16 protein-coding genes and 1 tRNA gene are annotated in these 22,775 nt (G+C 69.4%); 6 read left to right on the forward strand and 11 right to left on the reverse strand.

What is annotated here, in order from left to right; genetic code table 11:
• Positions 1–10: 10 nt before the first annotated feature.
• The 6 genes from O6P37_RS05300 to O6P37_RS05325 form a co-directional block, all read right to left on the reverse strand.
• Positions 11–940 (reverse strand): LysR substrate-binding domain-containing protein, encoded by a 930-nt coding sequence (locus O6P37_RS05300; RefSeq protein ID WP_264016168.1) that lies wholly within the window; start codon positions 938–940, stop codon positions 11–13.
• Positions 941–1,007: 67 nt separating this feature from the next.
• A complete protein-coding gene (locus tag O6P37_RS05305; protein ID WP_269893044.1) occupies positions 1,008–2,273 on the reverse strand; it encodes a glucarate dehydratase family protein in 1,266 nt (421 codons plus the stop codon).
• The gene (locus tag O6P37_RS05310) at positions 2,273–3,208 is read right to left on the reverse strand and encodes a 5-dehydro-4-deoxyglucarate dehydratase (protein ID WP_269893045.1); all 936 of its coding nucleotides are present in this window, start codon (positions 3,206–3,208) and stop codon (positions 2,273–2,275) included. Before O6P37_RS05310 ends, O6P37_RS05305 begins: the two co-directional genes overlap by 1 nt.
• A gap of 29 nt (positions 3,209–3,237) precedes the next feature.
• Entirely contained in the window at positions 3,238–4,833 is a 1,596-nt protein-coding gene (locus O6P37_RS05315; RefSeq protein ID WP_269893046.1) for an aldehyde dehydrogenase (NADP(+)), read from the reverse strand.
• A gap of 176 nt (positions 4,834–5,009) precedes the next feature.
• A complete protein-coding gene (locus O6P37_RS05320) occupies positions 5,010–5,414 on the reverse strand; it encodes a hypothetical protein (RefSeq protein ID WP_269893047.1) in 405 nt (134 codons plus the stop codon).
• Positions 5,415–5,450: 36 nt separating this feature from the next.
• Positions 5,451–6,527 carry a TerC family protein gene (locus O6P37_RS05325; RefSeq protein WP_269893048.1) on the reverse strand — a complete coding sequence of 359 codons (1,077 nt, stop codon included), beginning with the start codon at positions 6,525–6,527 and terminating at the stop codon, positions 5,451–5,453.
• A gap of 291 nt (positions 6,528–6,818) precedes the next feature.
• On the opposite strand from O6P37_RS05325, the gene O6P37_RS05330 reads away from it, so the two are divergent.
• From O6P37_RS05330 to O6P37_RS05340, 3 genes are read left to right on the forward strand one after another with little or no spacing between them, the layout of a single operon-like run.
• Complete coding sequence (locus O6P37_RS05330; RefSeq protein ID WP_269893049.1) at positions 6,819–10,733, forward strand: Pls/PosA family non-ribosomal peptide synthetase; 3,915 nt, start codon at positions 6,819–6,821, stop codon at positions 10,731–10,733.
• Positions 10,730–12,064: a M1 family metallopeptidase gene (locus tag O6P37_RS05335; RefSeq protein ID WP_269893050.1), complete on the forward strand. Its 1,335-nt coding sequence runs from the start codon at positions 10,730–10,732 to the stop codon at positions 12,062–12,064. Before O6P37_RS05330 ends, O6P37_RS05335 begins: the two co-directional genes overlap by 4 nt.
• Complete coding sequence (locus O6P37_RS05340; RefSeq protein WP_269893051.1) at positions 12,061–13,326, forward strand: hypothetical protein; 1,266 nt, start codon at positions 12,061–12,063, stop codon at positions 13,324–13,326. Before O6P37_RS05335 ends, O6P37_RS05340 begins: the two co-directional genes overlap by 4 nt.
• Here O6P37_RS05340 and O6P37_RS05345 read toward each other — a convergent pair.
• Both O6P37_RS05345 and O6P37_RS05350 read right to left on the reverse strand, forming a co-directional pair.
• Positions 13,304–13,897: a TetR/AcrR family transcriptional regulator gene (locus tag O6P37_RS05345; protein ID WP_269893052.1), complete on the reverse strand. Its 594-nt coding sequence runs from the start codon at positions 13,895–13,897 to the stop codon at positions 13,304–13,306. The genes O6P37_RS05340 and O6P37_RS05345 overlap by 23 nt on opposite strands.
• Position 13,898: 1 nt before the next feature.
• Positions 13,899–15,686, reverse strand: a complete 1,788-nt coding sequence (locus tag O6P37_RS05350) for an N-acyl-D-amino-acid deacylase family protein (RefSeq protein WP_269893053.1) — start codon at positions 15,684–15,686, stop codon at positions 13,899–13,901.
• 88 nt (positions 15,687–15,774) lie between these two features.
• On the opposite strand from O6P37_RS05350, the gene galE reads away from it, so the two are divergent.
• Positions 15,775–16,767: a UDP-glucose 4-epimerase GalE gene (galE, locus tag O6P37_RS05355; protein WP_269893054.1), complete on the forward strand. Its 993-nt coding sequence runs from the start codon at positions 15,775–15,777 to the stop codon at positions 16,765–16,767.
• Positions 16,764–18,515 (forward strand): hypothetical protein, encoded by a 1,752-nt coding sequence (locus tag O6P37_RS05360; RefSeq protein ID WP_269893178.1) that lies wholly within the window; start codon positions 16,764–16,766, stop codon positions 18,513–18,515. Before galE ends, O6P37_RS05360 begins: the two co-directional genes overlap by 4 nt.
• Positions 18,516–18,530: 15 nt before the next feature.
• Here the strand turns inward: O6P37_RS05360 and O6P37_RS05365 are convergent, their stop codons facing one another.
• Both O6P37_RS05365 and O6P37_RS05370 read right to left on the reverse strand, forming a co-directional pair.
• The gene (locus O6P37_RS05365) at positions 18,531–19,310 is read right to left on the reverse strand and encodes a hypothetical protein (RefSeq protein WP_269893055.1); all 780 of its coding nucleotides are present in this window, start codon (positions 19,308–19,310) and stop codon (positions 18,531–18,533) included.
• A 19-nt stretch (positions 19,311–19,329) separates the two neighbouring features.
• On the reverse strand, positions 19,330–21,606 hold the full coding sequence (locus O6P37_RS05370) for a TPR repeat region-containing protein (RefSeq protein ID WP_269893056.1): 2,277 nt from the start codon (positions 21,604–21,606) through the stop codon (positions 19,330–19,332).
• Positions 21,607–21,755: 149 nt separating this feature from the next.
• Here O6P37_RS05370 and O6P37_RS05375 point away from each other — a divergent pair, with 149 nt between their 5' ends.
• Positions 21,756–22,631, forward strand: a complete 876-nt coding sequence (locus O6P37_RS05375; RefSeq protein WP_269893057.1) for an alpha/beta fold hydrolase — start codon at positions 21,756–21,758, stop codon at positions 22,629–22,631.
• 65 nt (positions 22,632–22,696) lie between these two features.
• Here O6P37_RS05375 and O6P37_RS05380 read toward each other — a convergent pair.
• Positions 22,697–22,769: transfer RNA gene (locus tag O6P37_RS05380), tRNA-Thr, on the reverse strand.
• Positions 22,770–22,775: the final 6 nt, after the last annotated feature.

Genomic DNA, 22,775 nt, shown 5'->3' on the forward strand with positions numbered 1-22,775 from the left:
TTGTTCCCGGCTACGCCGTCGACCAGGTCTCCAGCAGGTCATCGGTGGTCCACTCGCGTTGCGGCAGGACATCTTTGAGCAACCGCAGCAGCGCGGGGTTGGAGCTGTCGCCACGCCACACCGCGTCGAGCTCCACGGGTCGCTCCCGGAACGCGCCGATCGACCGGAACACCACACCCTCAGGATGCAGCGTCGCCGCCGACGCGGGCACCAGCGCGATCCCGATGCCCGAACGCACCAGCACCAGCATCGTGTGCACCTGCGTCACGTACTGCACGTACCGCGGCGTCGCGCCCGCGATGGTGAACGTGCTGATCAGCAGCTCGTTGAAGTACCTGGCCTGCACCGGCGAGTACATCACCACGTCCTGGCCGTCGAGGTCGTTGAGGGTGAGCTGACGGCCCAGGCCCACGAGGTCGTGGCCGCTGGGCAGCGCGGCGACCAGCTGCTCGTGCAGCAGCGGCCGCGACACCAGGCCGGGTCGTTTCAGCGGCGGCCGGGCCATGCCCAGATCGAGCTCGCCGGTCATCAAGCCCTCGACCTGTGCGGCGGTGACCATCTCCCGCAGGTCGAGCTTCACGTCCGGCAGTCGCTCCCTGGTGCGGTCCAGCAGCCGCGGCAGCACCGCGTGCGCCGACGCGGCGGTGAAGCCGACCACGACGGTCCCGAGATCGCCTGCGGGGATGCGCTTCACGGTCTGCGCGGCACCCTCCGCGAGCTGCAGGATGCGGCGGGCATCGGGCAGGAACGCGACACCGGCGGGGGTCAGGGTCACCGACCGCGTGGTGCGGTCGATGAGGTGGACGCCGAGCTCGCTCTCCAGCTGCTGGATCTGCCTGCTCAGCGGCGGCTGGGTCATGTGCAGCCGTTCCGCGGCACGCCCGAAGTGCAGTTCCTCGGCCACCGCGATGAAGCACGACAACCGCGCGAGCGAGAACACCGATGCACTCCTTGAATCACCGCCGCCGCCATGGAGGCGTCAGTGCATCAGCGTAGACCCGCGCGGGTCACCAGCGCGGGCTGCCCGCCCGGAACGTCGGATCGATGCTGCGCATGTAGCCGGTGTCGTCACGATCCCGGATGCCGCAGCGCAGATACTGCTCGTGCAGGCCGGCGAGGCGTTCCTCGTCGATCCGGACCCCGAGGCCGGGTGAGGTGGGAACCGGCACCGCGCCGTCGACGAAGCGCAGCACGCCGGGCTCGACGACGTCCTCGGTCTTCCACGGCCAGTGCGTGTCGCAGGCGTAGGTGAGGTTCGGTGTCGCGGCGGCCAGCTGCACCATGGCCGCGAGGCTGATACCGAGGTGCGAATTCGAGTGCATGGACATGCCGAGTCCGAAGGTGTCGCAGATTCCGGCGAGCAGCCGCGACCGCTGCAGGCCACCCCAGTAGTGATGATCGGAGAGCACAACGCCGACAGACTGTTTCGCCACCGCGGGCGCCAGCTGGTCGAACGCCACCACGCACATGTTGGTGGCCAGCGGCATCGGCGACTGCCGCGCAACCTCGGCCATACCGTCCAGGCCGGGCGTGGGGTCCTCGAGGTACTCCAGCACGCCGGCCAGTCCCGTCGCGACCTTCACCGACGTCTCGGGTGTCCACGCGGCGTTCGGGTCGAGCCGCAGCGGGTGGTCCGGGAAGGCCGTCCGCAACGCCTCGATGGCGGCCATCTCCTCCTCGGGTGGCCGGACGCCGCCCTTGAGCTTGATGGCGGTGAAGCCGTACTCGGTGATCATCCGCTGCGCCTGCGCCACCAGCTGATCCGGATACAGCGCCTCGCCCCAAACGTCGGCCTCGCCGCCGGGATGGGCCGCCCACTTGTAGAACAGGTATGCCGAGAACGGCACGGCGTCGCGCACCGCCCCGCCGAGCAGGTCCGACACCGGCCGGCCCGTGGCATGGCCCTGCACGTCGAGGCAGGCCACCTCGAAAGGCGACAGCACCTGGTCGACCGCACTGGCCGAGGTGATCATCCCGGCCGTGCCCACCGCGGCGTCGTCACCGTGCAACCGGTCGGCGATCGCGGCGCGAATGGCGTTGAGCGCGAACACGTCCTGCCCGACGATGGCGTCCGCCGCAGCGGTCAGCCGCTCCAGATGCCTGGTGTCGGCGTACGTCTCGCCCAACCCGGTCAGGCCGGCATCGGTGTCCAGCTGGACGATCGCCCGCAGCGCATAGGGCTGGTGCACACCGACGGTGTTCAGCAGCGGCGGGTCGGCGAAGGCGACCGGGGTGATGCGTGCGCGGGTGATCCGGATCGGGCGGCTCGACATCAGCGCACCGAGGGTGCGGCCAGTGCCTCGGCCAGCACCGCGCGGCCCGCGGCGATGATGGTGCGGAGCTCCTCGACGTCCTCGGGAGCGGCGTCGATCAGCGGCGGCCGCACCGGTCCGGCGTCGAGACCCTCGAGTGCGACGCCGGCCTTGATCAGCGCGACGGGGTAACCGGGCACCTTGTCGCGCAACCGCACCAGCGGGTGGAAGAACGCGCGCGACAGCGCCTCGCTGAGTTGCTCGTTGCCCGTCTCGAGTGCCTGGTAGAAGGCGAGTGCCAGGTCGGGCGCGAACGCGAAGGTGGCCGACGAGTACAGCGTCACGCCGATGGCGCGGAACGCCTGCTGCGAGACCTCCGCCGTGGGTAGTCCGTTGAAGAACTGGAACGGCTTGCCCGACGGCGCCAGCGCATCGTAGACGGCGCGCACGATGCGGCCGACGCGGTCGAAATCGCCGGTGCCGTCCTTGAATCCGACGACGTTCGGGATCTTCGCGACCTCGACGGCAGAGTCCTCGGTGTACCGGGCGTTGTTGCGGTTGTACACGATCAGCGGCAGGTCGGTGACCGCGGCGACGGCGCGGGTGTAGGCCACCAGCCCGGCCTGCGGCATCTCCACCAGGTAGGGCGGCAGCAGCAGCAGTCCGTCGGCGCCGGCCTCCGCGGCGGCCCTGGCGAACGACTTGGCCTGCGCGAGTGAGCCGCCGGCACCGGCGTACACCGGCACCCGGCCGCCGACCACGTCCACCGTGGTGCGAACCACCGTGCGCACCTCGTCGGTGTCGAGCGCATGGAATTCGCCGGTGCCGCAGGCGGCGAAGACGCCACCGGGCCCGGCGTCGACGCCGGTCGCGATGTGCTGCGCCAAGCGCTCGGTGTCCACCTCGCCTGCCGCGGTGAACGGGGTGACGGGGAAGAACAGGACGCCGTCAAGCATGGGTTGCTCCTAGATCGATCGTGAGGGGGTCAGTCGCGGGTGAGTTCGCCGTCGATGCGGCGCCAGAGCCGGTCGGGGTTGCTGTCGGCGATCACACTGGGAAGCAACGACTTCGGTGCGTTCTGATAGCAGACCGGGCGCAGGAAGCGCTCGATCGCCCGGGATCCCACCGAGGTGGTCCGGGAGTCCGAGGTGGCGGGGAACGGTCCGCCGTGCACCATCGCGTGGCCGACGTCGACGCCGGTGGGCCAGCCGTTGAACAGGATCCGGCCGACCTTCAGCTCGAGCGTGGGCAGCAGTGCGCCCGCCTGCTCGACGTCGGAGTCGTCGGCCTGCACCGTCGCGGTCAGCTGGCCCTCGATCCCGGCGGCGACGCGCTGCATCTCGGCGATGTCGGCACACCGGACGATGAGCCCCGAGGCGCCGAACACCTCCGCCTGCAACGCCTCCGAGCCCAGCAGGCTGGCGGCGTCGGTGGAGAACAGCGCCGAACGGCAGGACACGCTCGGTGCGTTGTCCGCCGACCCGCGGGCGATCAGGTCGGCCTCGGCGGCCAGCGCGTCGACGCCCTGGCGGTACGTGTCGGCGATCCGCGGCGTGAGCATCGCGGCGGGCGCGCTCGCGCTGAGGGCGTCGCGCGCGGCGGCGATGAACGTGTCGAGGTCGGGTCCGTCGATCGCGATGACCAGGCCCGGATTGGTGCAGAACTGACCGGCGCCCAGGGTGAGCGAACCGACGTACTCGCGGCCGAGGTCGGCGGCGCGGGTCGCCAGTGCGCCCTCGAGCAGGAACACCGGGTTGATCGAGCTCATCTCGGCGTAGACCGGGATGGGTTCGGGCCGGGCTGCGGCGGCGGCCACCAGGGCCAGGCCGCCGGTGCGGGAGCCGGTGAAGCCGACGGCCTTGATGCGCGGGTCTTTGACGAGCGCACCGCCGAGTTCGGGGCCGTCGCCGAACAGCAGCGAGAAGGTGCCCGGCGGGAAGCCGGCGTCGGCGACGGCGGCGGTGATCGCCCGGCCGACGAGTTCTGAGGTGCCCGGGTGGGCGTCGTGGCCCTTGACGACCACGGGGCAGCCGGCGGCCAGCGCCGAGGCGGTGTCGCCGCCGGCGACGGAGAAGGCCAGCGGGAAGTTGCTCGCGCCGAACACGGCCACCGGTCCGAGCGGGACGAAGCGCTGGCGGATGTCGGGTCGCGGCACCGCGCGGTCGGGCAGCGGCGGGTCGATGCGGGCGCCGTTCCAGCTGCCCTCGCGGACCACCGCGGCGAACAGCCGCAACTGTCCGGTGGTGCGGCCGACCTCGCCGGTGAGCCGCGCCTCGGGCAGCCCGGATTCGGCGTGCGCACGCGCCACGAGGCTGTCCTTGACGGCCTCGATGCGCTCGGCGATCGCCTCCAGGAACTGGGCCCGCTTCTCGGCGGGGGCGCTGCGGTACTCGGCGAAGGCGTCGGCGGCCGCGGCGCAGGCGGCGTCGACGTGCGACGCGTCGCCGTAGCGGTAGGCCGGCTGGAGCTCGGCGCCCGTGTTGGGATCGAAGCCGCGGATCTCGGCGCCGGAGCCGTCCACCGCCTGCCCCGCGATCAGCAGCTGGCCGGTGAGTTCACTAGACGTCACTGTGGATGTCATGGTCCCACGGTAGAACGCGGATAAATGCTTGTCTAAGTCCGTTTCAGGGTCGATTCATACCGGTATTGAATCGCGGGTGGCGTGTGCGCCTGCTATCGCGCTGCTTTTTGCACCCACGGTCGTTGCGCGGGCGGAATCACGACCCTGGACGCAAGAACGACGCCACGACTGCGCCGCTACGACGCCCTGAGCTCGTCGCGCGCGGCGAGCCGGCGCAGCACGTCACGCCCCACGGCTCGGACGTCCTGATCCGCCGACGCGGCGATGAGGGTGACGCCGTCCGCCACGCCGGCGGTCTCGATGTCGGCCACCAGCCCGGCCAGCCCGTCGACGGTGCCTGCGTACTGCAGCGTCGTCGCGGCCTCGGCGGGTTCCAGCGCGACGCGCGCGGCCCGGTAGTCGGCGGCCACCGCGACGGTGACGTCGAGGATCACCGCGACGTCCGCCCGGTCGGCCCTGATCCGGGTCCTGGCGCGGCGCGCCTGCTGCAGATCGGTCGCGGCCACGCGCACGGCCCGCTGCTCGCCGGTCGTCAGTTCCTGCCAGTCACCGTCTGCCACATAAAGCCGCACGGCAGCCAACGTACGAGCAGCCGGGCCCCGCGTCGAGGCTTGCGCTCAGCGCGAATCGAAGCTCTTCGACCCGCTGTCACCGGAGTTGTCGCCTGAGGTGTCGGCCGCGGGCTCGTCCGTGGTGGCGAGCTTGGAATCCTGCATCCCCTCGACTTCGTCGGCGCTCTTCCCACGCGTCCGGTAGAGGCTGGCGATCGTCGTGATGATCAGCGTGACGATGATGACACCCAGGCTGAGCAGCGTCGGGATCTCAGGCACCGGCACGTGCTCGCCGCCGTTGATGAACGGCAGCTCGTTCTCGTGCAGGGCGTGCAGGACGAGCTTCACGCCGATGAAGGCGAGGATGAACGCCAGGCCATACGACAGGTACACCAGCCGCTTGACCAGGCCGCCGAGCAGGAAGTACAGCTGCCGCAGACCCATCAGCGCGAACACGTTGGCGGTGAACACCAGGTACGGCTCCTGGGTCAGGCCGTAGATCGCCGGGATCGAGTCGAGCGCGAAGATGAGGTCGGTGGTGCCCAGCGAGACGATCACCAGGAACATCGGCGTCATCAGCCGCTTGCCGTCCTCCTTGACCCACAGCTTGAGCCCGTCCCACTTGTCGGTGAGCGTGAGGTGGTTGCGCGCGAACTTCACCACGGCGTTGTCGCCGTCGTCCTCGTGGTCGCTGTCGCGGGTCAGCTGAATCGCCGTGTACACCAGGAACGCGCCGAAGATGTAGAACACCCACGAGAAGTTGTTGATGGCCACCGCGCCGAGGGCGATGAAGATGCCGCGGAAGATCAGCGCCAGGATGATGCCCACCATCAGCGCTTCCTGCTGGTACTTCTTCGGCACGTTGAAGCTGGCCATGATGATCAGGAAGATGAACAGGTTGTCCACCGAGAGGCTGTACTCGGTCAGCCAGCCGGCATAGAACTCGATCCCGAAGTCACTGCCGTGGAAGAACCACACCCACACCCCGAAGACCACCGCCAGCGAGACGTAGACCGACAGCGCGATCGAGCATTCCTTCATGCTCGGCTCGTGCGGGTTGCGGGCAATGGCCACCACGTCGAACAGCAGCACCGCCACCGTCACGGCGATGGTGATGCCCCATTCCAGGGCGGAAACGTTCACTCGGCATACCTCCGGTCGTCCAATGCGCCGGAGGTCTCTTCCGCCACCGCGCATGACACGCGGGGCCCGCAGCACCGGTCGGCCGATGACGGCCGACGTAATGACGACACCGCGGCGAAGGAATACTCCCCTCCGGAACCGATTGTGCCTGGCCTAGACGGTCGTGGCTAATCGGGGTCCTGCAGGTCGATCGCTGTCGCGATCCGAGGGGGGATACCCCGCAACGCGCAATAGTCACCACACGCCGCCGCGCCGCCGACCGGAGGCGGCCGCGCTGAGTAGTTTGTACCCGTGACAGCAGCGGACCCGGGGCACGAAATACCCGCTCAATATGCGTTGTCGCCGTTCGCTCCGGAACCGCGCACGCTCATCGACATCCTGCACGAGACGGCGGGCCGGTTCCCGGACTCGCCCGCGCTCGACGACGGCACCGTGCAGCTCACGTACGCCGAGCTGGTCGCGGACATCGAGGAGAGCGTCGCGTGGCTGGCGGCCCGAGGGATCGGCCGCGGTGACCGGATCGGCATCCGGATGCCGTCGGGCAGCTATGCGCTGTACGTGGCGATCCTCGCGACGCTGGCCACCGGCGCCGCCTACGTGCCGGTCGACGCCGACGATCCCGACGAGCGCGCCGCCCTGGTGTTCGGCGAGGCCGGGGTGGTGGCCGTGATCACCGAGAAGGGACTGGTGCGCGCCACCGGCTCGTCGCGGGGGTGGCGCGCGGCCGCCCCGCTCAGCCGCGACGACGCCTGGATCATCTTCACCTCCGGATCGACCGGCACACCGAAGGGTGTCGCGGTGACCCACCGCAACGCGGCGGCGTTCGTCGACGCGGAGGCGCGGATGTTCCTGCAGGACAATCCGCTCGGGCCCGGTGACCGGGTGCTGGCCGGACTGTCGGTGGCGTTCGACGCGTCGTGTGAGGAGATGTGGCTGGCCTGGCGGCACGGCGCGTGCCTGGTGCCGGCCCCGCGGTCGCTGGTGCGCAGCGGCATGGACCTCGGCCCGTGGCTGGTGTCGCGGGACATCACCGTGGTGTCGACGGTGCCGACCCTGGCTGCGCTGTGGCCGGCCGAGGCGTTAGAGGCGGTGCGGCTGCTGATCTTCGGCGGCGAGGCGTGCCCGCCGGAGCTCGCCGAGCGGCTGGCGGTCGACGGCCGCGAGGTGTGGAACACCTACGGCCCGACTGAGGCCACCGTCGTGGCCTGCGCGGCGCGGCTGGACGGCCGCGGGCCGGTCAGCATCGGTCTCCCGCTGGCCGGGTGGGATCTGGCCGTCGTGGACAAGAACGGTGTCCCGGTCACCGACGGGGAGATCGGCGAACTGGTGATCGGCGGCGTCGGTCTGGCCCGCTACCTCGATCCGGACAAGGACGCCGAGAAGTACGCGCCGATGCCGACGCTGGGCTGGTCGCGGGCGTACCGCAGTGGCGACCTGGTGCGGCTGCAAGCCGACGGCCTCTACTTCGTCGGCCGGGCCGACGACCAGGTCAAGGTGGGTGGGCGCCGCATCGAACTCGGTGAGGTGGACTCGGCGCTGGTCAACCTGCCCGGTGTCAGCGGCGGCGCGGCGGCCGTGCGCAGGACCACCAGCGGCACTCCCCTGCTGGTCGGCTACATCGCGAGCGCCAACCCCGCGTTCGACGTCTCGGCGGCCCGCGCCGCGCTGGCCGAGTCGCTGCCCGCGGCGCTGGTACCTCGGCTGGTGCTGCTCGACGAGCTGCCCACCCGGACGTCGGGCAAGGTCGATCGCGACGCGTTGCCCTGGCCGCCTCCCGGTGAACCCGAGGACGTGGCGGCCGAGCTGGGCGGCACCACCGGATGGCTGGCCGGACTGTGGCGCGACGTGCTCGGCGCACCGGTGGACGGGCCGGAGGCCGACTTCTTCGCCCTCGGTGGCGGGTCGCTGTCGGCGGCGCAGCTGGTGGCCGCGCTGCGGCAGCGCTACCCGCACGTCACCGTCGCCGACCTGTACGACCATCCGCGGCTCGGGTCGCTGGCCGGCTATCTCGACGAGCTCGACCCGCCGCCTGCCGTCGTCACCCGCGACGTCGCGCCGACACCCCGGCTGACGCAGCTCGCGCAGGTGGCGCTGTCGTTGCCGCTGGCCACGCTGACCGGGTTGCAGTGGGTGGTGTGGCTGGCCCTGGTCAACAATGTCGCCGCCGCGTCGGACCTGGTGCCGTGGGCGACGCCGGTGAACTGGTGGTGGGTGCTGGCCGGCTTCGTGCTGTTCGTGTCGCCGCCGGGACGGATGGGCATCGCGGTGCTGTGCGCGCGGATGCTGATCGGCAGCCTCGAACCGGGCACCTACCGCCGCGGCGGACCGGTGCACATGCGGGTGTGGCTGGCCGAGCGGCTCGCCGAGGCCAGCGGCGCGGAGAATCTCGCCGGGGCGCCGTGGCTGGTCTACTACGCCCGCGCGCTGGGCAACACCGTCGGCAAGGGCGTCGACCTGCACTCCTCGCCGCCGGTGACAGGCATGCTGCGACTCGGCCACCGCTGTTCGATCGAGCCGGAGGTCGACCTGTCCGGCCACTGGGTGGACGGCGACCACTTCCACGTCGGCCGGATCACCGTCGGCAACGACGCCACGATCGGCGCCCGCACCACCCTGCTGCCGGGTGCCGTGGTGGGCAAGAACGCCGACGTCGCCCCGGGATCCGCGGTGGTCGGCAAGGTGAAGAACGGCCAGTACTGGAAGGGTTCGCCCGCGGTGAAGTCGGGTAAGGCCCGCCACCCCTGGCCCGATCACCGGCCGCGCCGCGCGCCGCTGTGGGTGGCGATCTACGGCGTGACGTCCATGCTGCTCGGCGCGCTGCCGCTGGCCGCTCTCACGGTGGGCCTCGCCGTGCTGGGTTGGGCGGTGCGGCACACCGATTCGCTGGCCGATGCGCTGCCGGTGGCGGCGCTGTGGACGCCGGTGGCGATGCTCGCCGCCCTGGTCATCCACGCCGCGCTGACCGTCGCCGGGGTGCGGCTGCTGTCGCTGGGTCTGCGCGAGGGTTACCACCCGGTGCGCAGCCGCACAGGCTGGCAGGTGTGGGCCACCGAGCGGCTGATGGACGCCGCCCGCACCTACCTGTTCCCGCTGTACGCCAGCCTGCTGACGCCGTCGTGGCTGCGCATCCTCGGCGCGAAGGTCGGCCGCGGCACCGAGATCTCGACAGCACTGTTCACGCCGAAGTTCACCGAGGTGCAGGACGGCGCGTTCCTTGCCGACGACACCATGGTGGCGTCCTACGAACTCGGCGGCGGCTGGATCCACGTCGCGAAGGCGACCATCGGCAAGCGGGCGTTCCTCGGGAACTCCGGGATCACCCAGCCCGGCCGCAAGGTCCCCGACGACGGGCTGGTGGCGGTGCTGTCGGCCACCCCGCACAAGGCCAAGGCGGGCTCGTCGTGGCTGGGCAGTCCGCCGGTGCGGTTGCGGCGCAAGCCGACTGCGGCCGACGCGCTGCGGACCTTCGACCCGCCGCTGAAGCTGAAGCTGACGCGGGCGGCGGTGGAGACCTGCCGGCTGATCCCGGTGCTGGTGTCGTTCTCGATCGGCGTGGCGGTGCTCTTCGCGCTGCAGGCGCTGGCGATCCGGTTCGGCCATCTGTGGACCGCGCTGGCCTCCGGCGTGGTGCTGCTGGTCGCGGGCGCGGTGGCCGGGGCGATCGCCGTGATCGCGAAGTGGCTTGTGGTGGGCCGAATCACTGCCATCGAACACCCGCTGTGGTCGTCGTTTGTGTGGCGTAACGAGGTGGCCGACACGTTCGTGGAGACGGTGGCGGCGCCGTGGTTCGCGCGGGCGGCCAGCGGGACACCGGTGATGAACCTGTGGCTGCGCGGCCTGGGCGCGACGATCGGCCGCGGCGTGTGGTGCGAGACGTACTGGCTGCCGGAGGCCGACCTGGTGACGCTGGCCGACGGCGCGACGGTGAACCGCGGCTGCGTGGTGCAGACGCACCTGTTCCACGACCGCATCATGCGGATGGACACCGTCGTGCTGGAGCGGGGTGCGACGCTGGGCACCCACTGCGTGGCACTGCCCGCGGCCCGGCTGGGCGCCGGCTCGACGGTGGGACCCGGCTCACTGGTGATGCGCGGCGACGAGGTGCCTGCGTCGAGCCGCTGGCAGGGCAATCCCATTGCGCCGTGGATTCTTTCGCGCAAGAAGCGCCGGGACGCCACCGAGGGCCGACAGGACAGCGCCGCGTGACGCGTGCTAAGAAGGCCGCCAAGAAGCCGTCGGCGCCGGTGATCGACCCGTACCTGCCGCGCAACGGCAACTTCGGCTACCGGGTGTCGCGCTACGAGCTCGACCTGGAGTACAAGGTCGCGATCAACCGGCTGTCCGGCACGGTGACCATCACCGCGGTGACGCTCGCGGCGCTGCGCGACTTCACCCTCGACCTGTCCGACGCGCTGTCGGTGGCCAAGGTGTCGGTGAACGGGAAGCGGCCGGCGCAGTTCGGCAGTGCGCACGGGAAGCTGCGCATCGTGCTGTCGGCGGCGCTGCCCGCCGGCGCGGCGATGACCGTCGAGATCCGCTACGGCGGCAACCCGCGGCCGATCCGGTCTCATTGGGGCGACGTCGGTTTCGAGGAACTGTCCAACGGCGCACTGGTCGCGGGGCAACCCAACGGCGCCGCGTCGTGGTTCCCCTGCGACGACCATCCCGCCGCCAAGGCCAGCTACCGCATCCAGGTCAGCGCCGACAGCCCCTACCGGGTGCTGGCCAACGGCGAGCTGGTCTCCCGGCGCACCCGTGCCGCGCACACGGTGTGGACCTACGAGCTGGCCGAGCCGACGTCGACCTACCTCGTGACGCTGCAGATCGGCATGTACGAGCGGCACCGGCTGGCCAAGTCGCCGGTTCCCATCCACGCCGCGCTGCCGCCGCGGCTGCGCCACCACTTCGACCACGACTTCCACCATCAGCCGCAGATGATGAAGCTGTTCGTGAAGCTGTTCGGCCCGTATCCGTTGTCGTCGGGCTACACGGTGGTGGTCACCGACGACGACCTCGAGATCCCGCTCGAGGCGCAGGGCATGTCGATCTTCGGCGCCAATCACTGCGACGGGCACCGCAATTCGGAACGGCTGATCGCCCACGAGCTGGCCCACCAGTGGTTCGGCAACTCGGTGACCGTGCGGCGGTGGCGCGACATCTGGCTGCACGAGGGCTTCGCCTGCTATGCGGAGTGGTTGTGGTCGGAGAACTCCGGCGGTCGTTCGGCCGACGAGTGGGCCCGGCACTACCACCACCGGCTGGCGGATTCGCCGGAGAACCTACTGCTGGCCGACCCGGGCCCGCGGGACATGTTCGACGACCGGGTCTACAAGCGCGGCGCGCTGACCCTGCACGTGCTGCGCCGCCATCTCGGCGACGACGACTTCTTCGCCCTGCTGCGGGACTGGACGGCCCGGCACCGCCACAGCACCGCCTTCACCGACGACTTCACCGGCCTGGCCGCGAATTACGCGCGGGACTCGCTGCGGCCGCTGTGGGACGCGTGGCTGTACTCCAAGGACCTGCCGAAGCTGTGACCGACGTCGGCGGGGCGCCCGCGACCGGGCCCGTCACCCGGGGCAGTGTGGCCCGGGTCGGGGTGGCGACGGCACTGACCGCCCTGTGCGGCTACACCGTGCTGTACCTGGCCGCGCGTGCCCTCGAACCCGAGGGCTTCTCGGTGTTCGGAGTGTTCTGGGGCGCGTTCGGATTGGTGACCGGCGCGGCGAACGGCCTGCTGCAGGAGGCCACCCGCGAAGTCCGCTCGTCGCGGCACCTCGCGGTGACGACCGGTGCGCGCACACCGCCGATGCGGGTGGCCGCGATGGTGGGGGTGGTGACGGCGCTGCTGATCGCAGGCAGTTCGCCGTCGTGGTCGGCGCACGTGTTCGTCGAGTCGGGCGGGCTGAGCGTGGCGCTGCTCAGCGTCGGCCTTGCCGGATTCTGCCTGCACGCAACGCTGCTCGGGATGCTCGCCGGGGTGAACCGCTGGACGCAGTACGGGTCTCTGATGGTGACCGACGCCGTGATCCGGGTGGTGGTCGCGGTGGCGACGTTCGTGCTCGGCTGGGGCCTGGTCGGATTCCTGTGGGCGACGGTGGCCGGCGCGGTGGCGTGGCTGATCATGCTGGCGGCGTCGCCGTCGACCCAGGCGGCGGCCCGGCTGCTCACCCCCGGCGGAATCATCACTTTCCTTCGGGGTGCGGCACATTCGGTGACGGCCGCCGGCGCGAGCGCGATCCTGGTGATGGGTTTTCCGGTCCTGCTGAAGGCCACCTCGGAGGACCTCGGCGCGGCCGGTGGCGTGGTGATCCTCGCGGTGACGCTGACGCGGGCGCCGCTGCTGGTGCCGCTGACGGCCATGCAGGGCAATCTGATCGCCCACTTCGTCGATCAGCAGGACCGGCGGCTGCGGGCCCTCGTCACGCCCGCGGTCGCGGTGCTCGCGCTCGGCACGGTCGGCGTGATTGCCGCAGGCCTGCTGGGACCGTGGCTGCTGCAGAACGCATTCGGGGCGGAGTACCGGGCCGACGGGGCACTGCTGGCGTGGCTCACCGCGGCGGCGGTGGCGATCGCGCTGCTCACGCTGTCCGGTGCGGCCACCGTCGCGGCGGCACTGCACCGGGCGTACGCGGTGGGCTGGGTGGGCGCCACGGTCGCATCGGTGCTGTTGCTGCTGCTGCCCATGGACCTGGAGACCCGGACGGTGGTGGCGCTGCTGTGCGGTCCGGTGGTGGGCATCGCCGTCCACCTGGTGGCGCTGGCCCGTGCCGACGTCAGACCGGTGGCTGTGGACTGAGCAGGGCGGCCAGCAGCCGGATGCGTTGCGCCTCGATCTCGGGCTGCGGCAGCACCGGCCGCACCAGCGCCGCCCCGTCGAACGTGTTGGTGAGCATGGCCACGAGCGCGCCGAACGTGTCGTGCGGCCACTCGTCGGCGCCGGGCAGCGAGCGGGCGATGTCGCCGATGTTGGTGGCGTACTCGGTGAGCACGTCGCGCAGGGTGGCCCGCAGCTTGTCGTCGGTGCGGGCGGCGACCAGGAGCTCGTACATCACCGTGTTGGTGTCGTTGCCGGTGACGTCGCGCAGGATCGTCAGCACGGCCTCGAGCGCGGGCTGGTCGGCGGGGATCTCGGCGACCTGTTTGGTGAACAGGTCGAGTTGGCGCCGCATCACCTCGTAGGCCGTGGCCGCCATGAAGTCGCCCATGGTCGGGAAGTGCCGGAACAGGGCGCCGTCGGAGACCTGCGCCCGGCCGGCGATCACCTTGGCCGACGCCCGCGCGTAGCCGACCTCGATGATCGTCTCGATGCTGGCGTCGAGGAGCCGGCTGACGGTCTCCGCCCGTCGCTGCTGCTGCGTTCTGGGCATGTCAGACAGGCGTTTTCACGCGGCTGACCGGTTCGGCGCCGGCGCGCAGGAATCGGCCTGCCCGCACCGTGGTGCCGTAGCCGTCGCAGAACTCGCCGTCGCGGAACACGACCACGCCGTTGACGCCGGTGGCGGCCACCGCGGCGTCGTTGCGGTTGACCATGCGGCTCAGCCCGCCGTAGAAGTCGACCTCGGCCTCGTGGTAGCGGTCGACGGCGTCGTCGAGTCCGGCCGGGTCGATCACCACGAAGTCGGCGCGGTCGCCGTCGCGCAGGGTGCCCGCCGGGACGCCGAACCAGTCGGCGACCTCGGCGGTGAGCCGGTACACCGCCCGCTGCACCGATAGGAACGGCCTGCCTGCCCGGTCTGCCTCGAGGGTGCGCTTGAGCAGCCGCAGCGCGTAGTTGTAGAACGCCATGTTGCGCAGGTGCGCTCCGGCGTCGGAGAAGCCCATGTGCACAGAGGGTTCGGCGGCGAGGCGGTCGAGCTCGCGCGGCCGGTGGTTGGCGACGGTGGTCGTCCACCGCACGTTGCGCTCACCGTTCTCCACGAGCACGTCGAGGAACGCGTCGAGCGGATGGCAGTCGCGTTCGTCGGCGATGTCGCCGAAGCTCTTGCCGACGAGCGACGCGTCGGGGCAGGCGACGATCCTGGCGTCGTGGAAGTCGCGGTGCCACAGCGTCGGTCCGAGGATGCGGCGGTCGAACTCGGTGCGGAACCGGCGCCGGTAGTCCGGGTCGGCGAGCAACTCGTTGCGCTCCAACTGTTCCCGCAGGTGCAATGCGGCGGTGCCTGCGCCGAACTCCTCGAAGACCGGCAGATCGATTCCGTCGGAGTACAACTCGAACGGCACCGGCAGGTGCTGGAAGCGCACGCTGGCGCCGAGGACGGCGTTGAGCAGCCGGGTGCCGGGCCCGAACACGCGGGCCGCTCCCGGGGCGGACTTCGCGTCGGCCGAGACCAGCAGACTCATCCGCACCCCGGCGCGGCGGCCGAACATGCGGCTGCTGGCCAGGAAGAACAGCAGCGCGGTCAGCGGGTTCTTGACGTCCGGGGCGCTCTGCAGGATCCGGCGGCGGCGGCGCAGCGCCCCGATCAGCTTGCGACGCTCCTTCCACGTGGCGAAGGTCGAGGGCAGCGCCCGGGAGCGGAAGCGCTCGCCGTCGAGTTTGTCGATGGCGGCGTCCATCCCGGACATGCCGAGCAGACCTGCGTCGAGGGCGTCGTCGAGCTTCTGGACCATCGTGCGCATCTCGGCCCGGGTGGGCCGGGTCCGCTCATCGGTGGCGCGGTCCAGTCCGAGCACCGCGGTGCGCAGGTCCGAGTGCCCGAGCATCGAGGCGATGTTGGGCCCCAGCGGCAGGTCGTCGATCGCGGCGACGTACTCCGCAGGCGTCGACCAGGTCTTGTGGGCCTGCAGGGCGCCGAGCACGTACTTGCGCGGCACCGCCTCCACCCGGCTGAACAGGTCGGCGGCGTCTTCGGAGTCGGCGTAGACCGTCGACAGCGAGCAGTTGCCGAGCAGCACGGTCGTCACGCCGTGGCGCACCGACTCGCGCAGGCCGGGGTCGAGCAGCACCTCGGCGTCGTAGTGGGTGTGCACGTCGATGAAGCCGGGGACGACCCATTTGCCCCTGGCGTCGATCACGTCGGTGCAGCCGGTCTCGTCGAGCTGCCCGACGGACACCGCGGCCACCACGCCGTCGCGGATGCCCAGGGTGCGCACCCGGGGGGCGGCGCCCGTCCCGTCGAACCAGAGACCGTCGCGGATGATCACGTCGTAGGGCATGGCTCACCGTAGATCAGTTAGTGAGCACTTGCAATCTTTTCTGCCGGATATCCTGGCGCCCGACCGATCGACGGAAGAAGGAGGGCCGATGACCTGGCTGGTGACGGGTGGGGCCGGATACATCGGCTCGCACGTCGTGCACGCGCTGCTGGACGCCGACATGCCGGTGGTGGTCATCGACGATCTCTCCTCCGGAATCGAGCACTTCGTGCCCGACGCGGTGCCGTTCGTGCGCGGCAATCTCCTCGACGAGGACCTGGTGTTCGACACGCTGAGCCGCCACGAGGTCAGCGGGGTGATCCACATCGCGGGCTTTAAGTACGCCGGGGTGTCGGTGACGCGTCCGCTGCACACCTACGAGCAGAACGTGTCGGCGATGGTGACGCTGCTCAAGGCCGCCGACAGTGCGGGCGTGGACAAGGTGGTGTTCTCGTCGAGCGCGGCGACCATCGGCACGCCGGACACCGACGTCGTCGACGAGCAGACGCCGACCCGGCCGGAGTCGCCCTACGGCGAGACGAAGCTGATCGGCGAGTGGATCCTGCGCGACCTCGGCCGGGCCACCGGCCTGCGGCACACCAGCCTGAGGTACTTCAACGTGGTGGGGTCGGGTTCCGACGCGCTCTACGACGCCAGCCCGCACAACCTGTTCCCCGTCGTGTTCGAGATGCTGCACCAGGGCCGCATCCCGCGGATCAACGGCGACGACTACCCGACGCCCGACGGCACCTGCATCCGCGACTACATCCACGTCACCGATCTGGCGCTGGCGCACGTCGCGGCGGCACGGCGACTGGCCGACGGCCTGCCCGTCGAACCGGTGTACAACCTCGGCAGCGGGGCGGGCACCTCGGTGCGCGAGATCATGACCGCGATCCGCGAGGTGACCGGCATCGAGTTCGAACCCGACATCATGCCGCGGCGTCCCGGCGACCCGGCCCGCATCGTCGCGACCGGTGACCTGGCGCGCCGCGACCTGGACTGGCAGATGCGGCACTCCCTGCAGGACATGGTGTCGTCGGCGTGGCGGGCGAGCCTTGCGGCGCGGGCGGCCGCGCCGGGTGCGGAGTGGGCCGGCTGAACCGGGTCGCGCGTCTGGCCGCCGCGCTGATCGCGGTGCACCTGGTGCTCCGCGGAGTGCTGGCGTTCGGCGGCTACTTCTACTGGGACGACCTGATCCTGATCGGGCGGGCCGGGACGTCGGGGCTGCTGTCGCCGTCGTTCCTGTTCGACGATCACGACGGGCACGTGATGCCCGCGGCGTTCCTGCTGTCCGGGGCGATCACGCGAGTGGCGCCGTGGAGCTGGGTGTTACCGGCACTGAGCCTGGTGGTGTTGCAGGCGCTGGCGTCGCTGGCGCTGCTGCGGGTGCTGCACGTGATCCTGGGTTGGCGACCGGTGTTGTTGCTGCCGTTGACATTCGCCTTGTTCACACCGTTGGCGGTGCCCGGCTTCGCATGGTGGGCGGCGGCGCTGAACTCGCTGCCGATGCTGGCGGCGCTGGCCTGGGTGAGCGCCGACGCGGTGCTGCTGGTGCGTACCGGACGCGCGCGCTACGCGGTGTCGGGTGTGCTGGTGTTCTTCGGCGGGCTGCTGTTCTTCGAGAAGGCGGCGGTGATCCCGTTCGTCGCGTTCGCGGTGACGGCACTGCTGGCGCATGTGCGCGGCGAGCCGGTAGCGGCGGTCTGGCGACGGGCACAGCGGTTGTGGATCGCGTCGCTGGCGCTGGTGGCGGCGTGGATCGCGCTCTACGTGCTGGTGGTCGACCAGCAGCGGTGGAGTACCGACCTGGCGATGACGTGGGACCTGTTGGTGCGCTCGATCACTCACGGCATCGTGCCGGGCCTGGTGGGCGGGCCGTGGGAGTGGCAGCGGTGGGCGCCCGCGTCGCCGTGGGGGACGCCCCCGGTGGCGGTGATGGTGCTGGGCTGGGTGGCGCTGGCCACAGTGGTGTCGGTGTCGCTGGCGCGCAAAAAGCGGATCGGACCGGTCTGGTTGGTGGCGGCCGGTTACGCCGTCGCGTGCCAGGTGCCGATCTACCTGATGCGTTCGTCGCAGTTCACGGCGCTGGAACTGGCGCAGACGCTGCGGTACTTCCCGGACCTGGTGGTGGTGCTGGCGATGCTGATGGCGGTGGCGCTGTGTGCGCCGAACCGGGTGTCGGCGTGGCTGGACGCGTCGCGGATGCGGTCGGTGGTGGTGGTCGGCGCGGTGGCGGCTTTCGTTGGCAGCAGCCTGTATTCGACGGCGACGTTCCTCACGGTGTGGCGTGACAGCCCGGTGCCGGCGTATGTGGCGAACGCCAGGTCGGGCCTCGCGGCGGTGGGTCCGGGCGAGACGATGCTGGACCAGGAGGTCGATCCGCTGATCCTGCAGCGGGTGGCGTGGCCGGAGAACCTGGCCAGCCACATGTTCGCGCTGGTTCGGGACCGTCCCGAGTTCGCCGACGCCGCAACGGACTTGCGGATGCTGGACCGGACGGGACGGGTGGTCGACGCGCTGGTGACGTGGGTGCGGGCGATCCGGCCCGGGCCGGAACCGCAGTGCGGATACCTGGTGCAGCCCGACGCCCCGGTGCGCATCCCGCTGGACGGGCCGCTGCTGCCGGCGGACTGGACCGCGGAGATCAACTACCTCGCCAACAGCGACGGGTCGTTGACGATGTCGCTGCCGGAGGGACGCGAGGCCAGGGTGCCGGTGCGGCCCGGATTGAACCGGGTGTTCGTGCGGCTGCCCGGTGCCGGCGACGCGATCGAGGTGCGGGCGAACACCGCGGCGCTGTCGGTGTGCATCTCCCCCGGGCCCGTCGGATTCGTGGCACCGAGGTAGCCGGGGGTACGGGAGCTAAGACCGGTCGGCGGGAAGGGGCCAGCCCGGCGCGGCGGGTAATGTCGGGAAGTCCGACCGCGGGTACCTGCCCATCGGTGTGAAGCTGCGGTTCGTGACCTTATCACCCGCGTCTCGACAGACTTGCAGGTCGCGGGCATAACCCTCCCAGCGGGAGGGCTTGGCCAGGTACTCGAATTGAAAGCCGGTGACACGCCACCCGTCGAACACATCCTCCTGCGGCGTGCGGCCCGTCCCTGCCTGTGGGGGTAACGGTTCGCCCGCATCCTCTGGAGCACGCAATGAGATCCGCAGAGGGTAGATCCCCGTGCTCGCCTCGGGGTTCCCGCCGACGTTGGCCGCATAACCCGCACCTTCAGCGACGAATTCACCCGTGCCGTACAAGTATGCGCAGGCGGTCGCCGTGACGTTCCGGTCAGCGCGAGTGATCCCGATGATGTGGTGGCGGGCTGTGCCGACCCATGTCCGCGTCTTATCGGACGCAGGCCATAGTTGCCTGTTTTCCGCATCGACCGACTCCGAAAACCCGGGATAGAGATACTTCTGATTCCCGGTCAGATAGGCGAGGTAGTACGACTCCGTGTAGGCACGGGCCACCACTGCCGCACCGGCAGTCAGATCAATGTCCTTCTCGGCATCCCATACAAAGGTCAGCTCGTTTAGCTCGGGTGGCCAACCCGCCGGCGGCGAGGCCGCTACGCTCCGACCCTGCTCGTCAGGTGTGCAACTTGTCAGAAGGAGGGCGCAGGCGATCCACACCGTCGTGATCACCTTCATGGCGCGTGAGCGTGTCACGCTATCCCTGCCCCGGTGGAGGCGGAGGATCTGGATCATCCGTGACGTTGTCGTATCTATCTGAGTAGGTCTCTGTCGGCGCGATTCCGGTTTCCGACGGACCAGTCGCCTGGGTGACAGCTCCGACGACCGCCCTGTAGTACTCATCGCTGCCGACTCCGGCAGGTTGCTCGATGAACCGGTGATTCGGGTCTTTATCGTTGATGTATCCCTGCGGCAGTTCGGGAGTTTGACCGGCGGCAAGCATTGCATTGAGAATGTACTCGCCCGAGTTGACGGTCGTCATGTCCGTGAGCGGATTCTCGACGGGCGCATCGGGAGCTTCACCGAGAAGCTGACTTTCCATTGCGTTGCCGACCTGTCCGATGACTGGCCCGGCAACCTGGCCGACACCCGGAACGAAACCGCCGGCGGTCGAGGCAGCGTCCACGCCAAGGCTGTAACCGGCCTTCTTCCAATCGTATTCGGTCTGTGCAATCTTGTAGTCGTTCTCCGCGGCGGATTGGAACGCCTCGTGAACACCGACATCGACCAAGCCGCGCAATGTCGCCGACGAGAACAGATGCCCCTCGGCGCCTGCGGCTTTCGGGTCCTGCGCGAATGCCGCTTCGCGCAGCACTGCCTGTTCGTAGGCCTCTGCGTTTATTGTCTGGCCGGCGATGTCGTCTGTGTTGAGCACCGCAAACACACCTTTCGCCCCAGGCATGGTTCCATCCTGCTGGGAGCCGACCGTGTCGATGGGTTCGAAGAACGGATTGTCACCGGACAGACCCGCCAGATCGGTCACGTACGGCGTTAGGCCAGTTGACATACCCTGGACCAGCAGTGGATTGACTGCACCCAGCGTATGCTCGCCCGCTAGACCGGGCATCGTGTCGCCCTTCAGGTGCAACAGGTCCTCGCGCATCTCGGGGTTACCGATGAAGTCGGCGTAGGCATGAGCCGCCGCACCCGCGATCTCCTCTTCACCGCTACCGGGCACTGCGGCTTGCTCGGTCCAGTCGAATACAGACGCCGCCGCCGCGCCGTTGTCGTTCCACTCTTCGTGAGTCAGGTTGTACATGAAGTCGTGATTGTTGACCTTGAACTGTTCGCGGTATTGGTTGCCGTCCTCGACTTTGCCCGTCAGCGCATCGTGCAACACCTGGTGGTCGTGCGACACCGCCTCGAGAGTATCGGCGGCTGCCTGTTGAACGGCATCGTGGCTAAAGTGACTTGCGTTCTCACGCCAGTCCGGTGAGGCCATCATGTCCGACACCTTGTGCACCAGACCGCGATCGAGATCCGTATTGGTCTGGAAGTGCGGATTGCCGTTGTTGACCATGTCGGCAATCTTCGCGATCTCGCCTGAGTTCTCGATACCGCCCGACGTGATGGCGGACTGCATGCTCTGGGGAAGTTTGTCGAAACCGCCCTGTGTCATCTTGTCGCTCTGAAGGGCATTGACCTCGTACGGGGTCTGCGGGTACTGCAGCTTCGGATTGCTCATCAGCTGCCAGGAATCGGAGAGCAGACCCTTGATGCCGTTGTTCTCCGCTGTCTGCAGATCGTCGACCGACATCCCGTGCTGCTGGGCCTGCATCTGACTCAAGTAAGCCTGCTCAGTGGCGTCGAGTGGCTCGGTGCCCGCAAGCTGTGGATCAGAGATGCCGTTGAACACAAGCTGCACACGTTCGGCCGCCGCTTGGTCGCCGCTCAGCGCGGCCTGAACGTCGGCCTCAGCCTGCGCCGCGATGTCCTCGGGGATCTCCTCCCCATCCTCGGGTGTCCCCTCGGGCAACTCGCCTTGCCCGCCGGCCGCTTGCCACTCAGTTCCGAGCGCCGTCAGTCGAGCGGAAATCTCATTCATGTCGCCGTTGGACTGTTGGATGATCTCCGCGATCTGACCGGAACCTTGGCTGACGATCTGGTACATCAATTGGTCTTTGTTGGCAGAGGGGGGAAGCGACGATGCCGCGTCGTAAACCCACTGCCGAACGGCGTCGAGGTTCTCGCGTCCGACATTGACCACGGCAGCGGATCGGTCGATCTCGCTCTTCAACCGCTGGTCGAGCTCGGCGTATCGGCCGAGCGCTTGAGCCTGCTTGTCGTTGGCCGCTGAGTACGCGTCCGAGGCAGTGCCGGTCCACTGCGATCCCGGCTTGGCGGACTGTGTGCTCGCCTGCGACTCCCGCAACGCGTTGCTCTGGTCGAACTGACTACCGTCCGTAGGAGTACCTTCGCCGAAATTCTGCCGAGCCTTCGACCACGTCGACTCAAATGCGTCCAGAGCGCCCACCGCGACTTCCTCTCGAATCTGACCAGCAGCTTATCGGCTAGAGGAGGGGACCCGATGCACCGATTTTCTCCGGGAACGAAACGCTCCTATCCTGAGGTAGGTCGAAACCATCCCCGCAATAACACTCGCCCCCGAGGTGTTGCAGAAAAGTGACGTCACCAATCACCCACCACCGCACGGCCGTCGACGGCATCGACACCTTCTACCGCCAGGCCGGGCCCGCCGACGCGCCCGTCGTGCTGCTCCCCCACGGCTATCCCGCGTCGTCGTACGTCTACCGCAACCTGATGGCCGCCCTGGGCGACACCTACCGCCTCGTCGCGCCCGACCTTCCCGGCTTCGGCTACAGCGCAACACCTTCGGCCGACGACTTCGGCTACACCTTCGCCGCCTACGCGCAGTTCCTGCAGCGCTTCGTCGAGACACTCGAACTCGACCGCTACGTCATCTGGCTGCACGACTACGGCTCGCAGTTCGGCTTCCAGCTCGCGCTGGCCAAACCCGACAACGTCGCAGGCCTGATCATCCAGAACGGCGACATCTACGAGGACGCCTTCGGGCCCAAGTACGACTTCCTCAAGGAGTCCTGGAACAACCCCGGCCCGCAGTCCCGCCGCAAGATCGCCGACCACGTGACGCTCAGAGGTTTCGAGTCCGAGTTCCGCGGCGAGCTGCCCGACGACGTCGCCGGCCGTATCAGCCCCGACCTGTGGACCCTGCACTGGTCGCTGATGAACACCCCCGAGCGCATCGCCAACCTCATCCGCCTACTCGAAGACCAGCCCAACACCCTGCAGTGGTTCCCCGACGAACAGGCCTACCTGCGCGAGCACCAGCCGCCGACACTCATCGTCTGGGGGCCGCACGACGGCTACATGCCCGAGAAGTCCGCCCGCGCCTATCACCGCGACCTGCCCGACGCCCCGCTGCACCTGCTCGGCGGCGGTCACTGGCTACTCGAGACCCACCTCGACGAGGTCGTGCCTCTGGTCCGGGATTTCCTGGCGCGAACGTACGGAAGTTGAACGCAAACGCCGAGAGCACCTGCAAACAAGCGTGCACTCGGCGTGAACCACGTGACCAAAGAGAGAGCCGCCTAGGAGAATCGAACTCCTGACCTATTCATTACGAGTGAATCGCTCTACCGACTGAGCTAAGGCGGCGTGCCC

The organism is Mycobacterium hippophais (assembly GCF_027529605.1).
GTDB classification, from domain to species: Bacteria; Actinomycetota; Actinomycetes; order Mycobacteriales; family Mycobacteriaceae; genus Mycobacterium; species Mycobacterium arseniciresistens.

Bases quoted from the DNA above. Each gene is read 5' to 3' on its own strand.
- O6P37_RS05345 (WP_269893052.1), bottom strand. From the start codon at position 13,897: ATGCCCAGAACGCAGCAGCAGCGACGGGCGGAGACCGTCAGCCGGCTC.
- galE (WP_269893054.1), top strand. From the start codon at position 15,775: ATGACCTGGCTGGTGACGGGTGGGGCCGGATACATCGGCTCGCACGTC.
- O6P37_RS05315 (WP_269893046.1), bottom strand. From the start codon at position 4,833: ATGACATCCACAGTGACGTCTAGTGAACTCACCGGCCAGCTGCTGATC.
- O6P37_RS05365 (WP_269893055.1), bottom strand. From the start codon at position 19,310: ATGAAGGTGATCACGACGGTGTGGATCGCCTGCGCCCTCCTTCTGACA.
- O6P37_RS05310 (WP_269893045.1), bottom strand. From the start codon at position 3,208: ATGCTTGACGGCGTCCTGTTCTTCCCCGTCACCCCGTTCACCGCGGCA.
- O6P37_RS05350 (WP_269893053.1), bottom strand. From the start codon at position 15,686: ATGCCCTACGACGTGATCATCCGCGACGGTCTCTGGTTCGACGGGACG.
- O6P37_RS05305 (WP_269893044.1), bottom strand. From the start codon at position 2,273: ATGTCGAGCCGCCCGATCCGGATCACCCGCGCACGCATCACCCCGGTC.